Genomic DNA, 26,659 nt, shown 5'->3' on the forward strand with positions numbered 1-26,659 from the left:
TCGTAAACATACTGGCTCTATGAAGCAACTTGGGGAGATGAAGCGACAAAAATCTCAACAACATAAGAAAAGTTTGGGGTCTTTAGAAACCCCAACTTCTCAAAAGTTGGGGTAGTTCATTATAATTATAATAGTTGCTGTAAAAAAATTATGCTAAGGGATTAAGAAAATGGGAGACAAACTTGCAAATATTTTAGAACCTCTGGCCGCTTGGTTCCGTAGTTTAGGCGTACCAGAACCCATTGTCCATTGGGGACACCCAGTTATGATGGGAATTGTGGTTTTACTAATGGGTAGTGTTACTGCTTACATGGGTTGGCGTAGTCGTTTCGCAACTGATCCTGAAGTTGTATCAAAAACTCGTGCGTCTCACACTCAGTTAGCTCCTTGGGTTTTTCTGTTCGTAGCTTTAGGATACACCGGAGGCGTGTTATCCTTGGTGATGCAAAACCATGCTCTTTTGAGTAGTGGTCATTTTTGGACAGGTACAGGCGCACTTGGTTTAATGGCCGTTAGTGCGATGACTCCTTTAATTGGTTTTGGTGGTGATCAAAAAGAAGCTTATCGTACCTTTCATGCTTATTTAGGGGCTGTGGTTGCCATTGTGTTTATTGCTCATGGTATTTTAGGATTAAAATTGGGACTTTCTTTATAAAGTTTTTGATTGTAGATCACTTATTTTTCCGGTTTCTTAAACTTGAAGGAAGCCGGTTTTTTATTATTAATGGGTATTAATTTTTATGATCCAGAAAACAGCAAAAGATGTCATTGAATCCATTTATAAAGCCATTAATAACCGAGATATTGAGCAAGCAATGCAATGGGTTGATGATGATTGTCTTTACGAAGATATGAACTTTTCTCAGCCCTTTCAAGGTAAAAATGAGGTTAAGCATCTCTTTCAAGAATCCTGTGATAATGTTCCTGATGATCTTAAATTTATTATCGATGAAATAACCACAGAAGATCCTTTAAAAGTAGGCATTTTATGGCACGTTGAATTAGATAATATTCCTCTACCAAATGGCAGAGGAGTTAGTTTTTATCGTATTTCAGAAACCACAGGAAAACTCATTTTTGCCAGAGATATTGTCGAACCTCCCCTAAAACCAGGAAAAATATCTTTTTTAATTATTCGTTTAGTTACTCCTTTAATTAGAATATTTTTAAAAGAAGATTCTAACCCCCAAAAACCCCAACTAATCTTATCAAAAATTTTCTGGTTTCTAGCCGGAACTTATGTTTATATTTTACTATTATCCTCTCCTAACTTTCTTTTACCAGGGGAACCAGTTTGGGCAATACAACCAGAAACAACTCAAGAAGTTATCAGCGAATCCCTCAATTTTTTCTTTATTTTACCCATTCTCAATAGTTTAGGAATTTCCTCCATGGAATCTCCCGTAGTTCATCCTGCGATCGAAGCACAATTTAACTTTGCTGAAGCTTGGATCTTTATGTTTCTGCCTTTATTATTAGCAGATAAACGGGTTAGAGATTTTCCAAAATTTGCCCTTTGGAGTGTATCTATGTTTCTAACTAATGTTTTTATTTTACCTTATATGGCATTTAGATTTAAACAACCAAAGTTAGAAACAATAGAAGAAGCAAAGAAAGGAATATTAGAACGTAGTTTCGGCTATATAGGATTAATTGTAGGAGTAATTGCCATTGTTTGGCTATTTATTGGTCGGCCAGAATTTGGCGATATTAATCAAAGAATTGCCTATTTTATGGCACAATTACACAGCAGTCGTGTGGTTATTGCTTTTGCAGTAGATATATTCTTATTTGCAATTTTTCAAGTGATCTTAATGAGTGCAATTATCCCTCGTAATAGTCCACAACGTCCCTTAAGATTTATCCCTTTCTTTGGTCTTGCTTTTTGGTTAATCTTGTGAACAGTTAGCAGTTACCCGTTACCAGTGAACAGTGATTATTAATTTGCCTATTATCCATTATCTATTTATAAAGCATACTCTTTTAATTCATCCAAAGAAATCACTTCTAATGCTCGAATATGAGTTGCTTCTAAAATGACTGGAGGTGCCACCCCTGCATCTTTTGCCTCTTTCCAGCGAGAAGCACATAAACACCAGCGATCGCCTGGTTTTAACCCAGGAAAATCATAAGCAGGAATAGGGGTACTGAGATCATTTCCTTGCTGCTTAGTAAAACTTAAAAATTCAGCCGTCATTTGAGAGCATACCACATGAACCCCAAAATCTTGCCCTCCTGTACGACAATAACCGTCACGATAATAACCAGTCATGGGGTTACTACAACAGAGTTGTAAATCGCTTCCTAAAACATTTTTTCCTTCTATCATAGCTTAATATTCTTCTGATATTTTTTATTGATAACTTCAAAATTTATCTTAACATTAAAAACTCATGAATCATCCACAAATAATTTGTATTGGTGAAATACTCTTTGACTGTCTTGCAGATCAACTAGGTAAAGAATTAAAAGAAGTTAAATCATGGACAGCTTATCCAGGAGGTGCGCCGGCTAATGTTGCTTGTGGTTTAGTTAAATTGGGGATTCCCTCTGCTTTTATTGGTTGTATTGGAGGGGATCAAGCAGGCAAACAATTAGTTGAAATTCTAGAAAACATAGATGTTGATGTAAGAGGAATACAACATCATCCAACCGCCCCAACTCGACAAGTTTATGTCACTCGTTCTCAACAAGGAGAGCGTAAATTTGCTGGTTTTGGTCAGATTAAAACTGATGAATTTGCTGATACTAAATTGGATCATCAAAAATTAGAATTATCCTTATTTGCTCAGGCAAAATATTTAGTAATGGGAACTTTAGCACTTGCTTATTCTCAAAGTCAGCAAGCTATTTTCAAAGCCATAAAACTCGCTAAAAAATATCAACTTAAAATTTTCATAGATGTGAATTGGCGACCCGTATTTTGGGAAAATATAGAGACAGCAAAACCCTTGATTTTACAAGTTTTAGAATTAGCAGATTTTATTAAATGTTCTCAAGAAGAAGCTCATTGGTTATTTAAGACAGAAGATGCTAAAAAAATAGCTGAAAAGTTTCCTAAAGTTAAAGGTGTTTTAGTCACATTAGGTAAAAAAGGATGTCATTATTATCTAGGAAAAAATAAAGGAACAGTAGCAGGATTTTCCGTTAAAGTAATAGATACCACAGGAGCCGGAGATAGTTTTGTAGCAGGATTTTTATCTCAATGTTGTTGCTATGAAGAGGAAATATTAAACAACGCAAAAATGGCCAAACAAGCAATAATTTATAGTAACGCCGTCGGAGCATTAACCACCATAAAACCAGGTGCGATCGCAGCCCAACCTAGTAAAGAAACAGTTAAACAGTGGCTAGAAAGAAGCAAGACAATTAACTAATATAACAAAACTTTATATTGAACTTATAGAAATATCAACTCTATTGCGTTTTAAATAGATAAATAGAAAAGAGTCCAATCATGTGTTACGATTGTCCACACTATAGTTTTTAGGAAAAAGGTTAATGGATATCACCAAGGCTTTAAAAGCAGTCTTACCAACTAAAATAGAAGAATACCTCAAAGATACCAATTTTTATCGAAATTATCGCGAATATAGATTAAAAAAGTGTAAAAGTATCTCACAAGAAGGACAAGATTATTGGGTAATTAATGAAGTATTTTTTAAAAAGAGAAAAGGTTACTTCCTTGAAATAGGTTCATCTGATGGCATTGCTATAAATAATACTTATTTATTAGAGAAATGTTATCAATGGACAGGGATTTGTATAGAAGCTAACCCCAACTATTTTAAAGAATTAAAGCTTAATAGAAATGCTATTTGTTTAAATGTATGTCTAGATTCCCAAGAAGGTGAAGTTAATTTTGTTTTTAATAATGAGAAAGGAGGGATTTTAGATAGTTATGGCTGGTCGGAAAAAATGTTCTCCAAGTCAGATATAAAAAAAATAAAAACCACAACTTTAGAAAGTATACTGCAAAAATACAAAGCCCCTAAAATTATAGACTATTTATCAATAGACGTGGAAGGTGCTGAAACAAGAATTCTCAAGAATTTTCCTTTTGAAGATTATATTTTTCTTGCTTTAACAATAGAAAGACCCAGTGACGTACTACATAACATATTAATTAAAAATAACTATATACTCGTTAAAATTATACCTGAATTAGATAATTTTTATATCCATGAGTCATTCAAAAAAAACTATAAAAACAATTCTAATAAACATTATAGAAGCTGATAACATTTTATCAATGTTAGATTCTTGATTGCAATTATCAAATTTTTGTAGAGCTTAAAGTGACGGGTCTATCAGTCCGGAACTTCAAGCATACACATGAACTAATGGACAAGTAATCCAAGGGACTTCCAGAATAATAATCATCCAGCCTTCATACCAGAGATCCCTATTTTCCACCAGTTCATAACATAACTAAGGCTGGATGATTATTTACTTGGATCTTCCCAAAAGTTATTTAGGTGGAATATGGCTAAAAACGAAGTCTTATTGACTCTTTAATCTTAAGAAAAATTCTAGTAAACATTACAGAAGCTGATAATATTTTATAATTGCTAGACTCTTAATTACCATCATCAAATTTTTGTAGAGGTTAAACTAACGAGTCTAATATTCCCCTTTGGCCTTAAAATAAAAATAAATAAGTAATCCAACAGTTATTCAGGTGAAACATGGCCAAAACGGTTGCCCAAATAATGACCCAAAACCCCATCACCGTTACTCCACAAACCCCTTTATCAGAAGCAGTAAAGATCATAGCAGAAAAAAGAATTAGTGGTTTACCGGTTGTCGATGAAAATGGCAAACTCTTAGGAGTAATTTCTGAAACGGATTTAATGTGGCAAGAAACAGGTGTGGAACCGCCTCCTTATATCATGATTCTCGATAGCGTCATTTATCTGCAAAATCCTGCCCGTTATGACAAAGAAATTCATAAAGCCTTAGGGCAAACTGTAGGGGAAGTGATGAGCGATAAACCGATTACCATAAAAGGCGAACAATCTCTAAAAGAAGCGGCACATATTATGCACGAAAAGAAAATTCGCCGTTTACCCGTCATAGATGAAAATAATACCAAAGTAATTGGTATTTTGACTCAAGGAGACATTATTCGCACCATGGCTCAAGAATAATTGTTACAATTAGAATCAATTATCAGCCTCTTTTTGTCTAATGGATAAAAACAGCAAAAAATAGCAAAGGGATGGGAAAAAATGACAGAAATGACCACCAGTGTCTCCAATAATGTCATCAATAACTATATCCAACGGGTGACAGAATGGAGTCAATCGAGTCAACGAATTCCAACAACCGAAGAACTAGAAAATATTGCTGCTGAGTTGGGTATTGAACCAGAAGAAATACAAGCAGCACAAAAACAATCCCACGATCACTATGTTCGCGCCCAAGGTTATATGCGCTTAAAACATTGGAATGATGCGATCGCTGAATTACAAGAAGCCGTGGCTTTTAACCCCTCTAACTTAGATATGTTAGTTAGTTTAGCCTCAGCACAGATGGGAAGATGGGAGGTACATCATCGCAAAGACGATGAAGTAAACATCCGCTTGAGAATTCGGCAGTGTTTAGTCATTAAACCCGATTGCCAAGAAGCCCTGAATTTGCTGGCTAAACTCTCCCAGACCATAAAATGGCGTACCCGTATATTTACCGCTCTTGGAGTCGGTTTAGGGGGAATATGTGTGGGCATAGGAGGTGTTTTCTTGTTAGGAGAGGCCCTACCCTCATGGTGGCAGCAGCCCTCAGAAATAGAACTACTAGAACAAAGTTTTAGCCAAGAATTTGATACCTTACAACGGCAACAACACGCCTTAAGATCGCAAATGATGGCCTTACAAAGAAACAGCGATCAACGTAATCAAAGAACCATATCCACATTACAAAACCGTATCAATCAATTACAAAGAGAAGTTGATCAATTAGAACGAAAAATAATAGAAATAGAAAAAGAAAAACCCAGTAAATTAATCCCCCGTTCTTATAACAACGGCTCGATTTTAAGAGGGAGAGACTAACTAGACTTGAACAAAGTACAGTGCAAGATGGAAGAGGTTTTAAACCTTGAATTAATCAATTGTTAACTGTTAATTGTTACAATTGTTAATTGTTAATTATTAATTGTTAATTATCAATGAGTCTTAAACTTTATTTTCTCAGACACGGAGAAACCACATCTTCCCAAACAGGAACCTATTGCGGGCGGTTAGATATTGAATTAACCCCTTCTGGGATAGAAATGGCAGAAGACTTTGCCAAAACCTATGACGAGATTCCTTGGAAAGCCGTCTATTGTAGCCCCTTGAAACGAGCGATCGCCACAGCCAAACCCTTGTGCGATCGCTTAGGAATAAATATGGAACTCCGTAACGGCCTCAAAGAAATTTATTATGGGGAATGGGAAGGCAAAACCCCAGATCAAGTTAACCAAGAATTTCATGATGACTATGTACGCTGGTTAGCTGATCCCGGTTGGAATAGTCCCAACGGCGGAGAAAAGGGGATCGATATCGCCCGTCGCAGTTCAGAAGTTCTAGAAGAAATCGAAAATACCCATAAAACAGGGAATGTTTTGGTAGTTTCCCATAAAGCCACCCTCCGCATTATTTTATGTTCCCTCTTAGGTGTTGATGTTGGCCGCTACCGCGATCGCATTGGAATGTCCGTGGCCGCCGTTAGCATCGTCGAAATGGCCCAACACGGGCCATTAGTTCATGTTATGGGCGATCGCTCTCATCTGAGAACAGAATTAAGACAACGCCACGGAACCTAGATTAAAGATAACTATTTTAACACTGGTAACTGATAACTGATAACTGATAACTGTTTTAAAAATGGGTTTAAGACTTTATTTTCTCCGTCATGGACAAACCGCCTACAGTAAAACAGGAGGATATTGCGGCAAAATAGAAAACGATCCAGGATTAACCCCCGAAGGCTACGAAATGGCTCAGGCATTCGCCGATTCCTACGCCCATGTATCCTGGAAAGCTATCTACGTTAGTCCTTTGTATCGCACTAGAGAGACAATTCGACCCCTCTGCGAAAAAATAGGGGTTTCTATGCAGTTGCGGGAAGGACTGCAAGAGATCGGTTATGGTCAATGGGAAGGAATGCACCCCAAAGACATCGATCGCGACTATCACGATCTCTACGTCAAATGGTTGACCGATCCGGCTTGGAATGCACCGCCAGACGGGGAAAGAGGGATCGATATTGCCCGTCGCAGTTCCCAAGTTCTAGAAGAGATCCAAGGGAATCATAACAATGGTAATATTTTAATTGTTTCCCATAAAGCCACCATCCGTATTATGTTGTGTGGTTTACTGGGTATTGATATTAAATATTACCGCGATCGCTTTTTGATGTCCGTTGCTGCGGTGAGTTTAGTAGAATTAACCGCCAGTGGACCTTTATTTCATTTTATTGGCGATCGCTCTCACCTCAATAGTTATTTACGTGCCTTACCTAGCACCTAAATAGAGTTAAAATCAATAACAGATAATTTATCCTATCCTTAGACTAATCAACATGGAGAATAAAAGACCAGAATTTGCCATTAAAGAACATTCTGTCCTATCTATTGCCACAGAAATGCACAATCATTTCCGAGATTTACAATCTTATTACAAAATCGCCAAAGGCAATTTAATTAGTGAACTTGAGTCAATGGCAGATGAAAGTAAAACGGCAGAAATACACGATAAATTACGTGAAATCGAAGATAAAATCACCTTCTTTCATGTTTTAAATAATGCCATATCCACTGTTGATACCGTTTTACACACCGAAAAAATGATCGCTGAGTTTAAGAAGAAATAGTAAACATTAGTTTACTTAATAGTCAGGATTTAGAATGCGCGAATTTAGAATTTATTTTTGATAATTATTCTAGATTCTGTATTCTACATTCTACTTTTCTATTATTCATTATCAAACGAGTGGTTAAACCTATGTTAAGTCCTGTTGAAACTATCAAATTATTTGAATCTCAACCAGAACAAACCTTCTCTAAAGGAGATACTATTTTCAAAAATGGAGACCAAGGAACAGTGATGTATGGCATCATTGAAGGGGAAATAGAAATGTATATCGATGGCAAAGTCATTGAAACCATTGAAAAAGGGGATGTTTTTGGACAAGGTGCTTTAGTTCATGAAAATCACTTACGCGCTTCTACTGCTGTTGCTAAAACTGACTCTAAACTAGCACTTTTAGACCGAGAACATTTCTTATTTGCTGTTCAACAAACCCCGATGTTTGCTTTAGAAGTTATGAGGAGTTATTCTGATCGTCATCGTCGTTTAAAAAAGGTTCTGGATGCTTTAGGAAATATTTAAAACAGTGACCAAACATTGAACATTGAACATTGAACATTGAACATTGAACATTTTGGTTTCAAGTCTACTTCCAAACGAATGATAAATGATAAATGTTAAATGAAATGACCCATTCTAATTCTAATATTGTCTGTGTCCGTGTTTTTATTACTGGCAAAGTACAAGGTGTAGGATACCGCTATTCTACGGTACAGAAAGCTCAAGAGTTAGGGGTTAGGGGATGGGTTAGAAATCGTCTTGATGGGCGTGTAGAAGCCATTTTTTCAGGCACAGAACCCCCAATTACTAAGATGTTGCAATGGTGTCATCAAGGGCCGAGAAGTTCCAAGGTAACAGATGTAACTGTAGAAAGATTAGAACCTCAAATATATCAAAGTTTTGAGGTAAGAGAAACTATTTGAGACACCATAACAAACCCCCAAACCATAACATTTTTTTGCTTCCGTAGGGGTTTAACACTGTTAAATCAATCTGATGCCTTGATTAACAGTTAATAATGTCCGTCTTTGTAAACCTTCTTTTTCTAAAATAGCATTAGCAGCTAATAAACCACTACTTACTGCTCTTTCCATTAAACCACAGGGAAAGGGCATTTTCACCCAGTCTCCTGCAAAAAATAAGTTATCAATATCTGTAACGGTATCTGGACGATTTTCATAACTATTGGGAGGATAACCAGAGAAGTTTTTTTGATTAACTAATTCTTTGTGTAATAGGTTAGCTTTTGATAGTTGAGGGACAACTTCATATAATTCTTTTTCAAAAGTTTGTAATAAAATTTCTTGGGTAGGAAAGTCTTTTTCTTTGTAACAATATGCGTGTAATTCTACTACACTTCCTCCTGTTTTTTTAGACCATTCAATAAACTGGGTTTGAATGCGATGATATAACGCAATACTATCGGTGAGATCGTAACCAGAAAGCGAAGTAAAATTACTATGTTCCCACTCAAAATTTTGATCAAACCAAAACCTAGCAACTGCAAAGGGATCAGCAACAGCTAATTGTTCAATTTTTTGTGTTAAAATATCGTTATTTCCTCCTTCTATTTTTGTCCATAAATGACGTATTCCTGGAACATCAGTAGCGATAACATAATAGTCTGCTTTTAAGATTTTATTATTGATATTTTCTTCAGCTTCTTGACTCACTAATTCAACGAAATTATCGTCTTTTTCTACAATTTTATAATGGGCTAAATCTTGTTTTGCTGGCCCTTTTATTACTTTGCCATTTTTATCATAAACTGCACCATGACAAGGACATAAAAATGTTCCATTTTCTTGTTTTTTCACCGTACAACCTTGATGAGTACAAGTTAAACCCATGACTGTTTCATCAGTCTCTAAAAATAAGCGATCACTATCCCCATAATAGGTTTCATTACTGCTACATAAAATCTTATTTTTTTTCACCTTAAAAGGGATATTAATTACTTCACTTCCTTGTTGATAGTTAATAGATGTGATTGTATTTTTTTGAAAGATAATATTACTAATGTGTGCTTTTTTTATGACATTACCTTGATTCTTTTTAATATTAGTAATAATCGGTTCAACTAAACTGCTTCCCATATCATCTCTTGTGCCATTAAAAGCTAAACCTTCGGGGTTGCCAAAGAAATAGAAATGGAAAAATTGTAATAATTCTCCTGCACTTAAAGTATCAGGTGCATTTAAAGTTGAGCGAGCAAAAGGTAAGAAATATAAATCATAAAGTCCTTGAGGAAAACCGATTTTTGACCAATCAATAACCGAGAGGTGATCTAACCTTTGAAAACTATCAGGCATTTTAAACCCTGCAATTTCTTTAAATACCTGCCAATGGGACAACTTACTAATATTAATGCCCCAATCAAAACGATTATCTGACCAAACAGCAAGATCCATAATATTCCAGGGAAAAGCAGAATGACTAGGATAAAAATTCTCCGGTTTATAATTATATTTTTCCTCAGAAAAGAGAACAGAATAAAACCCTAAAGAGCGAAAATTATTTTCTATGTTTAATTCAGAAACAATTTTATTGAGATTATAATAGTGAGGAAAAAAGCCATGAAAACCATGTTCCATCTTGAAACTATTATCACCAATATTAATCTTCCAACTGGCTATTTTTCCACCTAAATTAGTTGACTTTTCCAATAAAGTTACAGCAAAACCTCGGCTACTTAACTCATAAGCACAAGCCAAACCAGCCAAACCAGCACCGATAACTACCACAGATTTAGGATTAGTTAAACCATAAGGTAAAATCAAACTATCTTGTTGATAAAAAGAAGGAGATGGCTTTCTAAACCGAGAATAAGCAATTAAACTACCTAAACCTCCAATTCCCAAAACCTTAAGAAAAGTACGACGAGAAAACATAAAAAATGTAGAATATAGAACTAATTGATAATTAAATTAATCATTACTACTATCAGACTCCGAACTCCCAACTCCGAACTCCGAACTCTTCTCCTTAACCCATTGTTCCCAGAGATCCCGACGACGTTTTTGAGTTCTTTTAATCTGTTGATCTCGTCGCCATTGAGCAATTAATTGATGATTTCCTGACCGAAGAACATCAGGAACTTCCCACTCTTGAAAAACAGCAGGACGAGTATATTGAGGATAATCTAATAAACCATCTTCAAAACTTTCAGCTTTCAAAGATTCCTCCTTACCAACCGTTCCAGGTAATAAACGAACCACCCCATTAATTAAAGCCAAAGCAGGAATTTCTCCACAGGTTAAAACAAAATCTCCCAAAGAAATTTCTCGATCTGCCAAATAACGAACTCTCTCATCAACCCCCTCATAATGACCACAAATTAAGATCAGTTGTTGATAATGGGTCGCTAAATCCTGTAAAGTGGTTTGAGTTAAAGGTGAACCTTGAGGCGTTAACAAAATAACCTGTGAACTCGATAAACGAGGCAAAGAATTAACCGCCGCAAAAATAGGTTCCGGTTTCAAAACCATCCCTACCCCACCCCCATAAGGGATATCATCCACCCGATGATGCTTATCAACCGTAAAATCACGGGGGTTGACCAAGTTAACCGTGGCGATGGCCTTAGCCAAAGCTTTACCCAACAAACCAGACTCTAAGCCGGAGGTAAAAAAATCAGGAAACAAAGTAATGACATCAATATTCACAACCAATCCGTATAAACTTACAAAAATAATATTAATTTTACTGTTCCGAGGCTACTCTAGCTTAGAATGGATTACAGAAACGGGGCCAAAAATTGAGTAAGTACCAAGGCTTAACGTTGGCATAATCTACCCTTAATCCCTATTATGACTAACAAGCGCGAAAGTACCGAACCTTATTTGGCTAAAAAGATAAGATTATGTTGCAATTAGACACTCAATCCCAAGCAAGCCCCATGTCCCAAACCACAACCACAGCCATTTTAGTTATTGGTGGCGCAGAAGACAAAGTGCATGGTAAAGAAATTCTGCACACCTTTTGGTTTCGTTCTGGTGGCACCAATGCTACCATAGCCATTATTCCATCTGCCTCGAGAGAACCAGTATTAATCGGGGAAAGATACCAGAGTATCTTTGAAGAAATGGGAGCGAAATACGTTAAAGTTTTAGACATACGCGATCGCGACCAAGGAAATGATACCTACTTTAAGGAATACGTTGAAGAATGTACCGGCGTATTTATGACAGGAGGAGATCAACTTAGACTGTGTGGCCTGTTGGCTGACACCCCCCTGATGGAAAGGATACGACAACGGGTACAACTCGGTGAAATCTCTTTAGGAGGAACCAGTGCCGGGGCTGCTGTGATGGGACATCACATGATTGCCGGGGGTAGCAGTGGAGAATCTCCCAACAGAGCCTTAGTGGATATGGCCATGGGACTAGGTATTATTCCCGAGATTATTGTCGATCAGCACTTTCATAACCGCAACCGAATGTCCCGTTTATTAAGTGCCTTATCAACTCACCCCGAAAGACTCGGCATCGGTATCGACGAGGACACCTGCGCCCTGTTTGAGAGAGATGGTCTCATGCGCATCGTTGGCAAAGGAACAGTTACCATTGTTGATGGTCGAGACATGACCTACACCAACCAAGGAGACATTTCGGCCACAGACCCGTTAAGTCTCCATAACCTCAAAGTCAACATTTTATCCCACGGAGACTGTTATCATCTCCATCAACATCAATGTATTGCGAAAATCAGTAGTCCAATACAATAAACAATTGATAATAAACAATAACCTCTCCTGGCAAAGTGAGAGGATTGGAAATAGAGAATTTCTGGGATTTTTCACCTCTTAATAGGAAGTTTAAAACCTTGAATTAATCAATTGTTAATGATTAATTGATAAAAACTGTTCAATCTGAACAGCTATTCACCCTAATGAAACGAGAAGATCATTAGTGGATGGCTTTTGTGTCCTCAAGCGTGCTTTTTTAGAGAAACGGCGAGTATGAAAATATTAAAGACCCTGACCCTACGCGGCCCCAACTATTGGAGTATTAGGCGCAAAAAACTAATTGTTATGCGCCTCGACTTGGAGAACTTAGCAGAAAGACCCTCAAACGAGATTCCTGGCTTCTACGAGGGCTTAGTTGATATCCTCCCTAGCTTAGTCGAACATTATTGTTCTCCTGGCCATCGGGGGGGCTTTTTGGAAAGAGTGAAAAAAGGCACTTATATGGGGCATATTATCGAACATGTCGCCCTAGAATTACAAGAATTAACCAAAATGCCCGTGGGGTTTGGTCGTACCAGAGAAACCGCTACACCCGGGGTCTATAACGTCGTTTTTGAATATGTCGATGAACAAGCAGGCCGTTATGCAGGAAGAGCAGCAGTTCGTCTCTGTCAGTCCATCGTTGAGACAGGAAGCTACCCCCCCAAAGAACTAGAACAAGACCTTAGCGATCTCAGAGATTTACAGGCCAATGCAGCTTTAGGACCTTCTACCCAAACCCTCGTTACCGAAGCTGAAGCCAGAAATATCCCTTGGATGCCCCTCAGTGCCAGGGCAATGGTACAGTTAGGTTATGGGGTACATCAGAAGCGCATTCAAGCCACCCTCAGCGAATATTCCGGTATTTTAGCCGTAGAATTAGCCTGTGATAAAGAAGGCACCAAAACCATCCTCCAAGATGCCGGTGTTCCCGTTCCCAGAGGCACCAGCATCCAATTTTTTGAAGAACTAGAAAGTGCGATCGCCGATGTAGGGGGCTATCCCATCGTCCTTAAACCCCTAGACGGTAATCATGGCCGGGGCATCACCATCGATGTTAACAGTTGGGAAGACGCAAAAGAAGCCTACGATATCGCCAGCAAAGAGTCGAAAACTCGCACAGTTATTGTGGAACGATTTTATCAAGGCAGCGATCATCGTTTATTGGTTATTAACGGTAAATTAGTCGCAGTGGCAGAACGGGTTCCTGCCCATGTGGTGGGAGATGATCAACACACCATCGAAGAACTGATCTCCATCACCAACGAAGATCCCAGACGAGGAGAAGGACACGATAACGTTTTAACCAAGATTAAAGTTGATAAAACTTCCTTAGCTGTCCTCGAAAAACAAGGATTACGCCTAGAAACAGTCTTAAATAAAGGAGAAATAGCCTATTTACGGGCAACAGCTAACCTCAGTACCGGTGGCATCGCCATCGATCGCACCGACGAGGTCCACCCGGAAAACCTCTGGATGGCCGAACGAGTAGCCAAAATAATTGGCCTTGACATAATGGGTATTGATGTAGTAACCCCAGATATCAGCAAACCCGTCAGAGACGTAGACGGGGTGATTGTAGAAGTCAATGCAGCCCCCGGGTTTCGGATGCACGTCGCCCCCTCTCAAGGGTTATCGCGCAATGTAGCCGCCCCAGTCATGGATATGCTATTTCCCCCCGAGACACCCAGTCGAGTCCCCATAGTCGCCATTACAGGCACCAATGGCAAGACAACTACCACCCGTTTAACCGCCCATATTTACCGTCAAACAGGTAAAGTTGTGGGTTATACCAGTACAGATGGTGTTTATATTGGGGACTATTTAGTAGAAAAAGGAGATAATACCGGGCCTTTTAGTGCCTCGATGATCTTGAAAGATCCCACCGTAGAAGTGGCAGTCTTAGAAAGTGCTAGGGGTGGCATACTGCGATCGGGTTTGGCCTTTGATAGTTGTGACGTGGGTATTGTTTTGAACGTGGCCGCCGATCATTTGGGTTTAGGAGACATCAACACCATCGAGCAAATGGCTCAGGTCAAAGGGGTTATTGCTGAGGTGGTACATCCAGAAGGTCACGCGGTACTGAATGCGGATGATCCCTTAGTAGCAGCTATGGCTGAAAAAGTCAAAGGCAAAATAGCTTATTTTTCCATGAACCCTGACAACGAAATTATCCAGAACCATTTACGTCGAGATGGTTTGGCAGCGGTTTATGAGAATGGCTATCTTTCCATTTTAGAAGGACAATTTACCCTGAGAATCGAAGAAGCGGTTAATATACCGATGACTATGGGGGGAATGGCACCCTTTATGATAGCTAACGCCTTGGCCGCTTGTCTGGCGGCCTTTTCTCAAGGAGTAGATATCGAAGATATTAGACAAGGGGTAAGGACTTTTACCGCATCAGCAGAACAAACCCCCGGACGCATGAATCTCTTTAATTTAGGAGACCATCACGCTTTAGTAGATTATGCCCATAACCCAGCAGGTTACGAAGCAGTGGGAGAGTTTGTTAAAAACTGGCAAGGACAAAGGTTAGGGGTAGTAGGAGGTCCCGGCGATCGCCGTGATGAAGATTTAGTCCTCTTAGGTAAAATCGCTGCTAGGGTCTTCGATCGCATTATTGTCAAAGAAGACGATGATAAACGAGGCCGCGATCGTGGTGAGGCTGCGGATCTCATTATTAAAGGTATTTTACAGGAAAACTCTCAAGCCTATTATGAAGCTATTTTGGATGAGACAGAAGCGATCAATTACGGCTTAGATAAGGTGGAGAAAGGAGGGTTAGTTGTGGTCTTTCCTGAAAGTGTTACCAGGGCTATTTCTCTGATTAAGCAACGAGAGTCTGTTTGAGATACTCCCCCACTAAATCTAGTTTCAATTTCTTTCCTTATTAATACCAGTTTCCTAAAGTTAAGCTACACATCCTCGTAGGGGTCAACGGCCGTTGACCCCTACAACCTTAACATCTGTAGTCTCAGTTCATGAAAACGGTATAACTTGAAGAAAGCAATAGTCTAGCTAGTGATTATACATATATAACACTTTGAGTATATGAGCAAAAAAAAATTTTATAAAAATAATAATATTCACAATCATATTTCATCTGCCGAACGTGGAATTGCATTAGCATTTGCTAGTGTCGTTTTGATAACTTTAATTGTTATGGTACTTAACCCACGTATAATGAATGATGGAACTCTTGCAATTGTTAGGTTTCTAGCAGCTAGTTTTGCTGGAATTTCTGGATATTTCTTCTCAGGTAACTTGGGAAACGAATTACCGCCTTTATGGTATGATGATCAAGAATAAACATCTACAGTACGTATATCTAGTTCTAAAACACGAGTCTCTAACCCTAATCACTTCGTTATCCTCTTAGTATTTTGACTGGTTTAAACTCACTTTTTGACTCTATTTTGAGCAAATGTATCAAGTTAGTATTAAAGCACATACGAATTTATATTGACAAAAATGTAAAAATGTGTGTCTAACAGTAAAAATCATTTTTTTGGTAACATGATTCAAAACAGAAAGAATGTTTAGCGCAATGACAACAGATGTAGAGGATGAAGATTTAGTTCTTTTAGGTCAAATTGCTGCTCGGGTGTTCGAGCGCATTATTGTCAAAGAAGACAACGATAAAGGAGGTTTCGTTATTGTCTTTCCCGAAAGTGTGACCCGCGCTATTTCTCTGATTAATCAACGTAACTTCATCTCTTAACCAAGTCAAATGCAACAGCAAATTTTGTTAGGCTGTTGTATGTATAGAACCCAACACACAATACACAGGAAAAATATAATGATGCAGAAAAAACATGCTTTTGAGTCTTCTCAGGTTATGTATCGCGCACAAGAATTATTAGACGCAGCCTCCAACCGTTATCGTATCACCGTTCAAGTGGCTAGTCGCGCCAAACGTCGTCGTTATGAAGATTTTGATAGTATTGATGATCCTCACATGAAACCGGCTGTCCGTGCCATCATTGAAATGTCTGATGAGCTAACTCAGCCAGAAATTATCAGTGATGTGAGATCCTAAAAAAACGATGAGAAAAACACTTGTCCTCTCAAGGAAAAACCAAAAATGGTTAGGGGTTTTTCTCCTCAGTCTGAGTGTCAGTTGGGGAGTAATGCAGCTTAACTTCAGTCAAATTCAAGGTTGGAGTATAAAAAGTGTTTACGGTCAAAATCTTCGACCTGAACAAGCAGCAGAGATTATTTATCAGAGATTACCTGAACTTCCCAAAGAAAATGACTATTATAGTGCTGAAACGGGAGAAATAAACCCTAATCATACATTAATGGGTCGTTTTATCCGTTACCACAAGGACTTTAAACGACGTTCTCCCCAACACCCTTTAGACTGGAAAGTAACTATAGCAGATTATTTAGGGGTAAATCAGTCTATTCGAGAATCAAACTACCCAGGATCTACCTTAACAAGTAATCCCCTAACAAAAGATATCGAAGTTATGCGTCAACTAAGTCGTCGTCAACGTCAACAGTTAGTAGACCTATTAGTTGAAATTTATAACCCTCAACCACAAACCACGACTAATCAGGGTGTTCCCAACGAAACAGAAGGGACATCGTCCCCAGAATCTACTTCCGAAACTCCGGGTTTGTCTCGACCTGGTGATGCGCAACTACTTACACCTTAAATAAGTGTTAATTATTAATTATTAATTGATAAAAATGGGCGATCGCATACTCAAAAAAGGGACAGGATGGCGACTAGGATGGAATACAAAATCCATTGCTTATCCTGGTTTAATAGGAGGAGAAGATTGGGCTATAGAGTTAAAATCGGCAGAATTTGCCGATTTTTGTCGTTTATTTGAGCAACTAGCCACAACAATGAAGGTAATGGCTGAAGAATTGATGGAAGAAGAAAGAATAGCTTGTGAGGCAGAAAGTGAATTATTGTGGTTGGAAGTAGAGGGGTTTCCCCAAAGTTATTCCTTGAGGGTGATTTTAAATCAAGGTCGTAGGTGTGAAGGAAATTGGCCGGCCGAGGTTGTGAGTGAGTTATATGAAGAAATGCAAAAATTAAACACATTTTGACTTGCCTTTTTCAAGACAATAGGTGTATGATAGAAATCTGTGAATATCGGGGCGTAGCGCAGCTTGGTAGCGCACTACTTTGGGGTAGTAGGGGTCGTGGGTTCAAATCCCGCCGCTCCGATTCAATGGGGAAAGCAAGATAAATTTATCTTGCGTTTAACCCTAATTTTAACAAATCAGTAACAAAAGATTAAATTCTAGGTTATACTTATAGTTCGAGTTCAACTGGAGAGATTACCCCAGTCATCACTCAAAAATCCAGTGCAGTAGTCACATACTGTAATTTTATGTTGAGAAGAGATCACCGTGGTTAGACAAGAAGGCTCTAAAAAAGATACAAAACAAACCAAAGGCGAAACCAAAACCAATAATCTTGTGGTTGAGACCAAAGAAGAACTGGCTAAAGTCGTTTGGCCATCAAGACAGCAACTCTTAAGCGAATCAGCCGCAGTTATTTTAATGGTTAGTCTGGTAGCTACTGTTATTTATCTTGTAGATAACCTATTTTCATGGGGATCCGGGAAGGTATTTTAATGAGTTTTGCTCACGATCACGCATCCGAACCAGAACAGCAACAAGAAAAACCCAAATTGGTGCCGCGGTGGTATGCCGTGCAGGTAGCTTCTGGTTGTGAAAAGCGAGTCAAAAACAACCTAGAACAACGGATTCAAACCCTAGATGTAGCGGATCGAATCCTACAGATTCAGATTCCCAAAACGCCAACGGTAAAAGTCCGTAAAGACGGAAGCCGTCAACAATTGGAAGAAAAAGTTTTTCCTGGCTACGTATTAGTCAGGATGATTATGGATGATGATGCTTGGTTAGTGGTGAAAAATACCCCCAACGTTATCAACTTTGTGGGTTCAGAACAACGGCGGGCTTATGGTAGAGGCCGTGGTCACGTTAAACCTCTTCCTTTGAGTCCTTCAGAAGTAGAAAGAATCTTTCGCCAGGCAGAACAGCCAGAACCCCTTGTTAAGATCGATATGGAAATCGGCGACAAAATTCTGGTACTCTCAGGCCCATTTAAAGATTTTGAAGGAGAAGTGGTGGAGGTTAGTTCCGAACGCAACAAACTGAGGGCATTGTTGTCCATTTTCGGACGAGATACCCCAGTTGAACTCGAATTTAACCAAGTTGAGAAGCAAAATTAGCGATGGCCAAGAAAGTTGTTGCCTTAATTAAACTAGCCCTTCCTGCCGGAAAGGCTAACCCTGCCCCTCCTGTTGGTCCCGCCTTGGGTCAACACGGGGTTAATATCATGGCCTTTTGTAAAGAATACAACGCCAAAACCTCCGATAAAGCAGGAATGGTTATTCCTGTAGAGATTTCGGTTTTTGAGGATCGTAGTTTTACCTTTATCCTCAAAACCCCTCCAGCGTCTGTATTAATTCGCAAAGCAGCCGGCATCGAAAAAGGATCAGCCCAACCCAATAACCAAAAGGTAGGCAGTATCACCCGTGATCAACTCAAAGAAATCGCTCAAACCAAACTGCCGGATCTCAATGCCAACGACATTGACGCAGCCATGAATATTGTAGAAGGAACCGCCCGTAACATGGGTGTTACCATCAAAGATTAATTGTAAAATTAACCCAGGAGGGAGAAGCTAAGCTTCGTTAGTACCCCAGGAGGAACTATGCGTAAAAAACTCTCAAAACGAATCAAAGAAGCCTTATCAAAGATCGACCAAGAGCGAGTTTATGAGCCTTTAGAAGCCTTAACACTCCTCAAAGAAACCGCTACAGCTAAATTTAGCGAATCAGCAGAAGCCCATATTCGTCTTGGTATCGACCCCAAATATACCGACCAACAGTTACGGACAACTGTTTCTCTTCCCAAAGGTACCGGGCAAGAAATTAGAGTGGCTGTCATTGCCAGAGGGGAAAAAGTTCAAGAAGCCAGTAACGCCGGCGCTGACTTGGTTGGTTCCGAAGAATTAATTGATGAAATCCAAAAAGGAATGATGGATTTCGAGGTTTTAATTGCCACCCCTGATATGATGCCTAAAGTGGCTAAATTAGGACGCTTACTCGGTCCTCGTGGTTTAATGCCTTCTCCTAAAGGGGGAACCGTCACGGCTGATCTGGAAACCGCTATTAATGAATTTAAGGCAGGGAAATTAGAATTTAGGGCTGATAAAACAGGCATTGTTCATGTTATGTTTGGAAAGGCATCATTTTCCCCCGAAGACTTGCTGGCTAATCTAAAAGCCTTACAAGAAACTATCGACAAACAACGTCCCTCTGGGGCAAAAGGTCGCTACTGGCGTAGTATCTTTGTCTCTGCTACAATGGGACCCTCGATTCAAGTCGATATTAGTGCCTTACGAGATTTAAACCTCGCAGAAGGCAGTTAAGCTAACAACTAAAAAGTGTAACTTTGGTTTACACCTAAGACAGCAGGGGCAACTTGCTTAAATATCCTGCCGAGGTTGAAGCCTGAAGTAAAAACATTGTAAAAATTGTGGATTTTTCTATGATTTTTGTGGTGTAATTCGACTTCAGCCCCGGCAAATTGCTAGGGGTTTATTTTTTTCCCAAAATTAAGGAGGTGAGAGCAGAATGGGAAGAACCAGGGAAAATAAAGCGGCGGTGATCGCTGATCTCAAGGAACTCTTGAGTGAGGCACAATTAGGCATTGTTATTGATTATCAAGGTCTATCTGTTGCTGAAATCACTGATCTACGGAACCGTCTTCGACCCAGTGGAGCTATCTGTAAGGTGACTAAAAACACCTTTATGGAACAAGCTGTGACCGGTGATGAGGCATGGGAACCGATAACTACTTTTTTAAAAGGGACATCGGCTTTTGTTTTAGTCAAAGATGACGTAGGTAGCGCAGTTAGGGCTTATCAGTCCTTTAAAAAAGATACCAAAAAAACCGAGTTTCGCGGTGGTGTCATGCAAGGACAAGCCCTTAACGAAGAGCAGGTTAAGGCGATCGCTGATTTACCGTCAAAAGAAGAACTAATCGGACAAGTAGCCGGAGCAATCAATTCTATCGCTACCAAATTGGCCGTTGGGGTCAACGAAGTGCCGAGTTCTTTGGGACGGGGTATCAACGACATCCCCAACTCTCTTGGGCGTGTTATGGCGGCTATGGCGGCCAAAGAAGAAGGGAATGGTTAAAAGCTCATTCCCCAATTTATCTATCTTGTTTGTTCAATTATCCACTTTTTTCACTTATTTTCAAGGAGTTAAGTTATGTCTGCTGCAACCGATGAAATTCTCGAAAAGCTAAAATCTCTGACCCTTTTAGAAGCGTCTGAGTTAGTTAAACAAATTGAAGAAGCTTTTGGTGTAAGTGCCTCTGCTCCTTCTGGTGGCATGATGATGATGGCACCTGGTGGTGCTGCACCTGGTGGTGCTGCGGCTGAGCCTGAAGAAGAGAAAACTGAGTTTGACGTGGTTCTCGAAGAGGTTCCCGGTGATAAGAAAATTGCCATTCTTAAGGTAGTTCGGGCTATCACTGGTTTAGGTCTTAAAGAGGCTAAAGATATGGTTGAGTCTGCACCTAAGGCTATTAAAGAAGGCACAGGAAAAGACGATGCTGAAGAAGCTAAGAAGAAACTCGAAGAAGCTGGTGCAAAAGTCAGCCTGAAGTAATTTCTTCTCATTAAGCTGTTTGAAAAGCCCCTACTGTAACAAGTAGGGGCTTATTTTATGCTTTTTTCCCATTTTAGTTCATCTTGTAACTTGGAAGTTAATCAAGATCCTTTATCCCAACTCGTCTCTTTATTCTTTTCTTTGTTCTATCTAATTTGAGCCTAATATATCGATTTATAAAATCAGTTCTTCTCTGAAATTCAGTGATTTTCAACCACTTTTCATACTCTTCAAAAACATAATTGTTAAAAAAGCTATTCCAATATTCGTTGAGCCTTTCCTCACTAAATTCTGGTTTTCTTTTCTGTCCATTTTCTATCATTGACAAATATAATTTAGGATCATTTTTCAATCGTTTTACTGCTTCAATTGTTTCCCCTAAAGAATTCACAATTAAAAAATCTAATTCGGACTTTTTGACAGCCATAAATGCCGATTCTGGAGGAAAAATACCAACAACACCGGCGTGCCAACAATTGACTAATTTACTGGCTGGCTTGTATTTATAAGTTTTTCCATCAAAACTTCGCACCGCAATAACAACATCTACATTGCTATAATCATTCCATTGATCAGGATTAAACATTGGCTCCCACTGACAATCTAATTCTTTTATTGCTTTGAACCATTGCTCAGACTTAAATTCATCAGCGAAATTACTTCTTGAACCCATAAAAGCAATATTCTTCACAAGAGAACCCCGTTCTGATGATCTCGGAATTAAACTCACTTGAGGCCAGATGGGGATATGATAAGGATTCCACAGTTTATTATTTTTGTTTTGACTCTCTAAAGGATTTTGAACAATATGTAAATGTGCTGATGGATGAAATTCTCGATCACCTTTGACACAAATTAGCATAACTTTCCCGAAATAGGGATATTGATTACCTAAAGTATCGCGATCAGCAATTAAGATTCCTGATTCTGGTATATAGTCTATAAGTTGACAAGAAAACCCATTTTGCTTCATGTGAAAATAGGTCGTCAAAATCCAAGAAGTACAGTTACCAGATAAGAATTTCCTTATTTCGATAATTTTTTCCCACTCTAAGTGATTTAGCTCATCTAGAAATTGTAATTTATCAATAGTTCCTTTGGGAACATAAAAATAGATAGTTTTCATATTTAACTGTATGTAGTGTAATACCAAATCCGATTATCACACCCATCTTATTACGAAGTGGTGTGAAGTGGTGTTAACTAGAATAGAATTTATCTTTATCTAACTTGATCTAAGATAACTCAAGCTGTTTTTTTGCCCTTTCAATGGCTTGATGAATTTGTTCAAACCCTGTGCCACCGTAACTATTACGGGCTGCAACGACTTGTTTAGGGGCGATCGCATCATAGATATCAGCTTCAAATTTAGGATGTAATTCTTGCCATTCTTCCAATGTCAAATCTTTTAATAATTTTCCGGCAGCTAAACTGGTTTTAACCACTTTTCCTACTAAATTATAAGCCTCACGGAAAGGAACACCTTTTGCTGCTAAATAGTCGGCTACATCCGTCGCATTAGAAAAGTCTTCGGCCACTGCTTCACTCAATCTTTCTTTGCGAAACTTGATCCCTTCTCCCAACAACACCGTCATCGCTTCTAAACACCCTTTAACTGTTTTTACCCCGTCAAAGATGGCTTCCTTGTCTTCCTGGAGATCTTTATTATAGGCTAGGGGTAATCCCTTCATCAGCACTAACAAGCCCTGTAAATGCCCAAAAACTCGCCCTGCTTTGCCTCTTACTAATTCAGGAACATCAGGATTTTTCTTTTGCGGCATAATACTCGATCCCGTGGCACAACTATCGGTTAAACTAATAAAACCGAACTCTTTAGAAGCCCAAAGAATCATTTCTTCGCTTAAACGACTGAGATGCACCATAATTAAACTGGCTGCATTGAGGAATTCAATGGCAAAGTCGCGATCGCTGACTCCATCCAAACTGTTGCCATAAACCTCCCCAAAACCCAATAATTCTGCACTATAATGGCGATCGATGGGAAAAGTTGTCCCGGCCAACGCACCACAACCCAAAGGAGAAACATTTGTTCTGTTATAAATTTCTCCTAAACGTTCCCAGTCCCGTTGTGCCATTTGGAAGTAGGCTAAAAGATGATGAGCGAGGCTGATGGGTTGGGCCCGTTGAAGATGGGTATAACCGGGGATGAGGGTTTCAACGTTTTCTTGAGCGTGAGTTAATAATACTTGTTGAAATTCCTTGATTTGCTGCCGTATTTGTTTAATTTGCTCCCTGAGATAGAGACGGATATCCGTTCCTACTTGATCGTTACGGGAACGGGCTGTATGGAGCTTTTTACCCACATCTCCCACTAACTCTGTTAAACGTCTTTCTACAGCAAAGTGAACATCTTCTTGATCGATATCTGGGGTAAAATTGCCGTCCCGATATTCTTGACGAATTGTTTCTAAACCCTTGACTAATTCCTTTGCTTCTGAATCACTAATAATACCTGTTTTAGCTAACATTTTAGCATGGGCAATAGAACCAGTTAAATCGTATTCAATCAGTTCGATATCGAAGGTAATACTAGCATTAAATTCGACAATGGCAGGGTGTAAACTGCCTTCAAAACGATCGCTCCAAGTCTTTTTTTGTATCACGGTCAACCCTTGTAAAAATAAAGATAAAAATTAGAGTTCAGCTAAGAGATGAACATCGAAACTGCAAGATATCAGTTCACGAAGTAAAAGTGCGGAAGATATATCCAAGGACAAATCCTATACCTAAAGCCCAAACTTGACCCGACTCAATAAAATTTTTCCAAGAGTCTTGCATTGTCTCAATTATCTTTGGATCTTCTATTTTCTGGGCAAATAAGTGGTTAATCTCTATCCAGGGGTGAGCGAATAATGATGAAGGATCTAGCCAAAGGGTAACAGAAAGCAAATTTAGGTGGATAGTAGGTTCAAACAACAGCATACAGAAGCTTTGAATAGTTGAATGGTTTAGGACAAAGAGACTTTCAAGAATTTGATTTTACCCGCATGACAATTAAAGTCATATCATCACTATTATTGTGTCCTGAGCCAATAAATATTTTAATTTGCTCAAACAGGTAGTCAAGAATGTCTTGAGGACTATCATAGCGTTGACATCCCTCTTCAAAGATTTTGATCAGGTTTTCTTCATCAAAGCGACTGCCTTTTTGGTTGACTGCATCGGTAAAACCATCGGTATAGTAGAGAATTATATCTCCAGAATTGAGTTGGGTTTGTCCGTCTTCGTATTGAGAATTAGCCTCCAAACCTATTAACATCCCATCGGTATCAAGTTTTTCGATGGTTTGAGTAGCTTTTTGCCAGAGGAATGGGGGGTTATGCGCTGCATTACTATAGGAAAGTATTTTTGTTTGGGGATCGTATTCCGAATAAAATAGGGTCACAAACCGATGAGAATTATCTAAATCAGCGTACATAACCCGATTGAGATGTTGCAGAATTCTGGCAGGGGAATGGCGGTTTAATACTTCTGCTCTGAGCATTCCTCTGGTCATAGTCATAATTAAACCAGCAGGAACACCTTTTCCCATGACATCACCAATAACAATACTCCAAGGAACCAGAGTTGCAGAATCACCTGGTTTTATTTCTTGATCTTGACGTAATTGGTCGTAATTAGTAGGGATAAAATCGTAATAATCTCCCCCCACTCGGTTAGCTGTTTGACAACGGGCGGCTAATTCTATTCCATCGATAACGGGACATTGACGGGGGAATAACCTTAGCTGAATTTCTGAGGCAATTTCTAGTTCTCGATCTTGTCTTTCTTTGGAACGTAATTCTACTGTTAATTCGTTATTAGCGATGGCCACCGAGGTTTGATCGGCTACCAATTGTAATAATTTTCTTCGTGTTTGGGTCCAAACATATTCGGGGTCACTACTAAAGACATAGATTCGGCCCCTCTCTACATTTTTAACCAAAATCGGGGTGCTATAGAGGCGGATTTTGTGCCCTAATGCTTGACGAATTTTCTCGTCTAAGGAGAGGGATAATGCTGGAGTTACTTGTTCACTATGACTTTCATTAATAATTGCAGTAATAGTGTCTCTAATTTCTTGAGCCATTTTATGGTCTTGACAATGTAATTGTTCAAGTCTTATTTGATGCTCATTTTTTGACAACATTAAAGCACTCCCGTCAGCATCCGTTACTCGTGCTGCCATTAAGGGAGTCAGTTCTAAAAATTGATTGAGATTATTAAAACTTCGCAGAGCAAACCCTAAAGAACTTAATAAATTTTGGACTTTATTTTGTTCTTTATATAAACTAGCCACAAGTTCTTTGAGAGCAAATACTGGTGTGGATTCAGCGGATGATTCACCAATTGACCCGTGCATTTTAGAAGGGGACTGTTTTTTTAGTGACACAGCAGTCATGATATCAGGAGATGAGGACATTGATTAACAGCTAAGACTAAGTTTCTTTATCCTAAGACCCTGAAATTTTCAAGAGGATTGCTCGTTTCTCTATGGCTCAGACCCTAGTTTAGTGGAAATACTGGGGTCAAGAGGTTTCACTTTCCCAGATTTGAAAGGTCTTTACTTGAATCAGGGCTGGTTAATGATAACCTTAATTGACAAATATGCCAAGGTATTTATCTAAAAATTTTATTTTTTTAGGGCAAAAAATATGGAGACTGGATTTGAACCCAGTCCCCAGAAATCAATTATGCTCTCTAGAAAATTAAGAAGAGGTCTTAGTTTTTGATTTTTCAAACATTTCTTCCATTAGAAAGGGATTATCTTTGTTACCATTTTTGTTGCTGGTATCCTCAAAAATATCTCCCCATTCGGAATCTTTGTCTTGGTTCAGTGATTCAGAGGATTGATGTTTGCTGTTATCATCAGCTTGTAGTAAGTTCAAAAAGTCTTCATCAGGTGTCTCTGTTCCATCTCCTAAAAGTTCGGCAAAGGGATCATCGGGATCAACTTGATGATTTTCACTATCGGACTCAAAAATATCTGCAAAGGGATCTTTGTCGTCACTGGCAATAGTTTCTTGTAAATGATGGGATTTTTCGGCAGAAGTTGGCATCATTTCTAAGAAGTCTTGCTCATCGTTTTCTGTTTGCTCTGTGAATAAATTACTTAATACTTGACTGTCATCACTACTGCTATTATCAGGAATGAGATTATCAATATTTTCTACTTCTGAAGAAGAAAATAATTCTAAATCATCATTAGCAATTGTGTCTTTATTAACTTCTGAAGTAACCCCTAATTCTTCTAAGAAGTTATCTGTATCATTTTCAAATTCAGCTAATTCTTCTAGAGAATTGTCCTTACTAACTTCCTCTAACTCTGACAATAAGTCATCGGTGTCTTTTGGTAATTCAGCTAATTCTTCTAAAGCATTGCCGTCACTAACTTCACTTAATTC

30 protein-coding genes, 1 tRNA gene, 1 pseudogene and 1 other annotated feature are annotated in these 26,659 nt (G+C 38.8%); of the genes and pseudogenes, 25 read left to right on the top strand and 7 right to left on the bottom strand.

Annotated elements, in window-relative coordinates:
* Window positions 1-169: 169 nt before the first annotated feature.
* The gene (locus QNJ66_RS10160; protein ID WP_300506006.1) at window positions 170-655 is read left to right on the top strand and encodes a DUF4079 domain-containing protein; all 486 of its coding nucleotides are present in this window, start codon (window positions 170-172) and stop codon (window positions 653-655) included.
* 85 nt (window positions 656-740) lie between these two features.
* Window positions 741-1,901 (top strand): nuclear transport factor 2 family protein, encoded by a 1,161-nt coding sequence (locus QNJ66_RS10165; protein ID WP_300506009.1) that lies wholly within the window; start codon window positions 741-743, stop codon window positions 1,899-1,901.
* 65 nt (window positions 1,902-1,966) lie between these two features.
* On the opposite strand, the gene QNJ66_RS10170 is transcribed toward QNJ66_RS10165, so the two are convergent.
* A complete protein-coding gene (locus tag QNJ66_RS10170) occupies window positions 1,967-2,329 on the bottom strand; it encodes a DUF2237 domain-containing protein (RefSeq protein ID WP_300506012.1) in 363 nt (120 codons plus the stop codon).
* A 64-nt stretch (window positions 2,330-2,393) separates the two neighbouring features.
* Between QNJ66_RS10170 and QNJ66_RS10175 the strand changes: the two genes are divergently transcribed.
* From QNJ66_RS10175 to QNJ66_RS10215, 9 genes are all read left to right on the top strand, one after another.
* On the top strand, window positions 2,394-3,377 hold the full coding sequence (locus tag QNJ66_RS10175) for a carbohydrate kinase (protein WP_300506015.1): 984 nt from the start codon (window positions 2,394-2,396) through the stop codon (window positions 3,375-3,377).
* A gap of 124 nt (window positions 3,378-3,501) precedes the next feature.
* Window positions 3,502-4,239, top strand: coding sequence for an FkbM family methyltransferase (locus QNJ66_RS10180; protein ID WP_300506018.1), 738 nt, complete (start codon window positions 3,502-3,504; stop codon window positions 4,237-4,239).
* 449 nt (window positions 4,240-4,688) lie between these two features.
* On the top strand, window positions 4,689-5,150 hold the full coding sequence (locus tag QNJ66_RS10185; RefSeq protein WP_300506021.1) for a CBS domain-containing protein: 462 nt from the start codon (window positions 4,689-4,691) through the stop codon (window positions 5,148-5,150).
* An 81-nt stretch (window positions 5,151-5,231) separates the two neighbouring features.
* Entirely contained in the window at window positions 5,232-6,053 is an 822-nt protein-coding gene (locus QNJ66_RS10190) for a tetratricopeptide repeat protein (RefSeq protein WP_300506023.1), read from the top strand.
* Between the two features lie 116 nt (window positions 6,054-6,169).
* Window positions 6,170-6,808, top strand: a complete 639-nt coding sequence (locus tag QNJ66_RS10195; protein ID WP_300506025.1) for a histidine phosphatase family protein — start codon at window positions 6,170-6,172, stop codon at window positions 6,806-6,808.
* A 61-nt stretch (window positions 6,809-6,869) separates the two neighbouring features.
* Window positions 6,870-7,514 carry a histidine phosphatase family protein gene (locus QNJ66_RS10200; RefSeq protein ID WP_300506028.1) on the top strand — a complete coding sequence of 215 codons (645 nt, stop codon included), beginning with the start codon at window positions 6,870-6,872 and terminating at the stop codon, window positions 7,512-7,514.
* Window positions 7,515-7,566: 52 nt separating this feature from the next.
* The gene (locus QNJ66_RS10205; RefSeq protein ID WP_300506029.1) at window positions 7,567-7,857 is read left to right on the top strand and encodes a hypothetical protein; all 291 of its coding nucleotides are present in this window, start codon (window positions 7,567-7,569) and stop codon (window positions 7,855-7,857) included.
* 131 nt (window positions 7,858-7,988) lie between these two features.
* The gene (locus QNJ66_RS10210) at window positions 7,989-8,375 is read left to right on the top strand and encodes a cyclic nucleotide-binding domain-containing protein (RefSeq protein ID WP_300506030.1); all 387 of its coding nucleotides are present in this window, start codon (window positions 7,989-7,991) and stop codon (window positions 8,373-8,375) included.
* Window positions 8,376-8,479: 104 nt separating this feature from the next.
* Complete coding sequence (locus tag QNJ66_RS10215) at window positions 8,480-8,776, top strand: acylphosphatase (protein WP_300506032.1); 297 nt, start codon at window positions 8,480-8,482, stop codon at window positions 8,774-8,776.
* Between the two features lie 60 nt (window positions 8,777-8,836).
* On the opposite strand, the gene QNJ66_RS10220 is transcribed toward QNJ66_RS10215, so the two are convergent.
* Together QNJ66_RS10220 and trmD are read right to left on the bottom strand one after the other, a co-directional pair.
* Window positions 8,837-10,744 (bottom strand): FAD-dependent oxidoreductase, encoded by a 1,908-nt coding sequence (locus QNJ66_RS10220; protein WP_300506034.1) that lies wholly within the window; start codon window positions 10,742-10,744, stop codon window positions 8,837-8,839.
* A gap of 36 nt (window positions 10,745-10,780) precedes the next feature.
* Window positions 10,781-11,518, bottom strand: coding sequence for a tRNA (guanosine(37)-N1)-methyltransferase TrmD (gene trmD, locus QNJ66_RS10225; RefSeq protein WP_300506036.1), 738 nt, complete (start codon window positions 11,516-11,518; stop codon window positions 10,781-10,783).
* 197 nt (window positions 11,519-11,715) lie between these two features.
* On the opposite strand from trmD, the gene QNJ66_RS10230 reads away from it, so the two are divergent.
* The 14 genes from QNJ66_RS10230 (at window position 11,716) to rplL (ending at window position 21,254) form a co-directional block, all read left to right on the top strand.
* A complete protein-coding gene (locus tag QNJ66_RS10230) occupies window positions 11,716-12,579 on the top strand; it encodes a cyanophycinase (protein ID WP_300506039.1) in 864 nt (287 codons plus the stop codon).
* A gap of 234 nt (window positions 12,580-12,813) precedes the next feature.
* Window positions 12,814-15,432, top strand: coding sequence for a cyanophycin synthetase (cphA, locus tag QNJ66_RS10235; RefSeq protein WP_300506041.1), 2,619 nt, complete (start codon window positions 12,814-12,816; stop codon window positions 15,430-15,432).
* 201 nt (window positions 15,433-15,633) lie between these two features.
* Window positions 15,634-15,891 carry a hypothetical protein gene (locus QNJ66_RS10240; protein WP_300506043.1) on the top strand — a complete coding sequence of 86 codons (258 nt, stop codon included), beginning with the start codon at window positions 15,634-15,636 and terminating at the stop codon, window positions 15,889-15,891.
* Window positions 15,892-16,129: 238 nt separating this feature from the next.
* Window positions 16,130-16,303: a hypothetical protein gene (locus QNJ66_RS10245; protein ID WP_300506046.1), complete on the top strand. Its 174-nt coding sequence runs from the start codon at window positions 16,130-16,132 to the stop codon at window positions 16,301-16,303.
* An 81-nt stretch (window positions 16,304-16,384) separates the two neighbouring features.
* Complete coding sequence (locus QNJ66_RS10250) at window positions 16,385-16,621, top strand: DNA-directed RNA polymerase subunit omega (protein ID WP_300506079.1); 237 nt, start codon at window positions 16,385-16,387, stop codon at window positions 16,619-16,621.
* 7 nt (window positions 16,622-16,628) lie between these two features.
* The gene (locus QNJ66_RS10255) at window positions 16,629-17,243 is read left to right on the top strand and encodes a hypothetical protein (protein WP_300506049.1); all 615 of its coding nucleotides are present in this window, start codon (window positions 16,629-16,631) and stop codon (window positions 17,241-17,243) included.
* Between the two features lie 34 nt (window positions 17,244-17,277).
* Window positions 17,278-17,646, top strand: a complete 369-nt coding sequence (locus tag QNJ66_RS10260; protein ID WP_300506052.1) for a DUF1818 family protein — start codon at window positions 17,278-17,280, stop codon at window positions 17,644-17,646.
* Between the two features lie 47 nt (window positions 17,647-17,693).
* A tRNA-Pro gene (locus QNJ66_RS10265) sits at window positions 17,694-17,767 on the top strand.
* A gap of 185 nt (window positions 17,768-17,952) precedes the next feature.
* Complete coding sequence (gene secE / locus QNJ66_RS10270) at window positions 17,953-18,180, top strand: preprotein translocase subunit SecE (RefSeq protein WP_300506055.1); 228 nt, start codon at window positions 17,953-17,955, stop codon at window positions 18,178-18,180.
* The gene (nusG, locus tag QNJ66_RS10275) at window positions 18,180-18,800 is read left to right on the top strand and encodes a transcription termination/antitermination protein NusG (RefSeq protein ID WP_300506058.1); all 621 of its coding nucleotides are present in this window, start codon (window positions 18,180-18,182) and stop codon (window positions 18,798-18,800) included. The genes secE and nusG overlap by 1 nt, the downstream gene beginning before the upstream one ends.
* Before the next feature lie 2 nt (window positions 18,801-18,802).
* Complete coding sequence (gene rplK / locus QNJ66_RS10280; protein WP_300506061.1) at window positions 18,803-19,228, top strand: 50S ribosomal protein L11; 426 nt, start codon at window positions 18,803-18,805, stop codon at window positions 19,226-19,228.
* Between the two features lie 57 nt (window positions 19,229-19,285).
* Complete coding sequence (rplA, locus tag QNJ66_RS10285) at window positions 19,286-20,005, top strand: 50S ribosomal protein L1 (protein ID WP_300506064.1); 720 nt, start codon at window positions 19,286-19,288, stop codon at window positions 20,003-20,005.
* A 15-nt stretch (window positions 20,006-20,020) separates the two neighbouring features.
* Window positions 20,021-20,188 (top strand) — a sequence feature (ribosomal protein L10 leader region).
* A gap of 22 nt (window positions 20,189-20,210) precedes the next feature.
* Window positions 20,211-20,777, top strand: coding sequence for a 50S ribosomal protein L10 (rplJ, locus tag QNJ66_RS10290; protein WP_300506067.1), 567 nt, complete (start codon window positions 20,211-20,213; stop codon window positions 20,775-20,777).
* Window positions 20,778-20,852: 75 nt separating this feature from the next.
* Window positions 20,853-21,254, top strand: a complete 402-nt coding sequence (rplL, locus tag QNJ66_RS10295) for a 50S ribosomal protein L7/L12 (protein WP_300506070.1) — start codon at window positions 20,853-20,855, stop codon at window positions 21,252-21,254.
* Window positions 21,255-21,351: 97 nt separating this feature from the next.
* Here rplL and QNJ66_RS10300 read toward each other — a convergent pair whose 3' ends face one another.
* The 4 genes and pseudogenes from QNJ66_RS10300 to QNJ66_RS10315 all read right to left on the bottom strand — a co-directional run.
* A complete protein-coding gene (locus QNJ66_RS10300) occupies window positions 21,352-22,380 on the bottom strand; it encodes a glycosyltransferase family 1 protein (protein ID WP_300506073.1) in 1,029 nt (342 codons plus the stop codon).
* Window positions 22,381-22,489: 109 nt separating this feature from the next.
* The gene (gene argH / locus QNJ66_RS10305) at window positions 22,490-23,878 is read right to left on the bottom strand and encodes an argininosuccinate lyase (protein WP_300506076.1); all 1,389 of its coding nucleotides are present in this window, start codon (window positions 23,876-23,878) and stop codon (window positions 22,490-22,492) included.
* A gap of 362 nt (window positions 23,879-24,240) precedes the next feature.
* Window positions 24,241-25,656, bottom strand: a complete 1,416-nt coding sequence (locus tag QNJ66_RS10310) for a GAF domain-containing SpoIIE family protein phosphatase (protein ID WP_300506082.1) — start codon at window positions 25,654-25,656, stop codon at window positions 24,241-24,243.
* A gap of 307 nt (window positions 25,657-25,963) precedes the next feature.
* Window positions 25,964-26,659: pseudogene (locus QNJ66_RS10315) on the bottom strand (hypothetical protein); the annotation flags it as partial.

This window comes from Crocosphaera sp. (genome assembly GCF_030064895.1).
Classification (GTDB): domain Bacteria; phylum Cyanobacteriota; class Cyanobacteriia; order Cyanobacteriales; family Microcystaceae; genus Crocosphaera.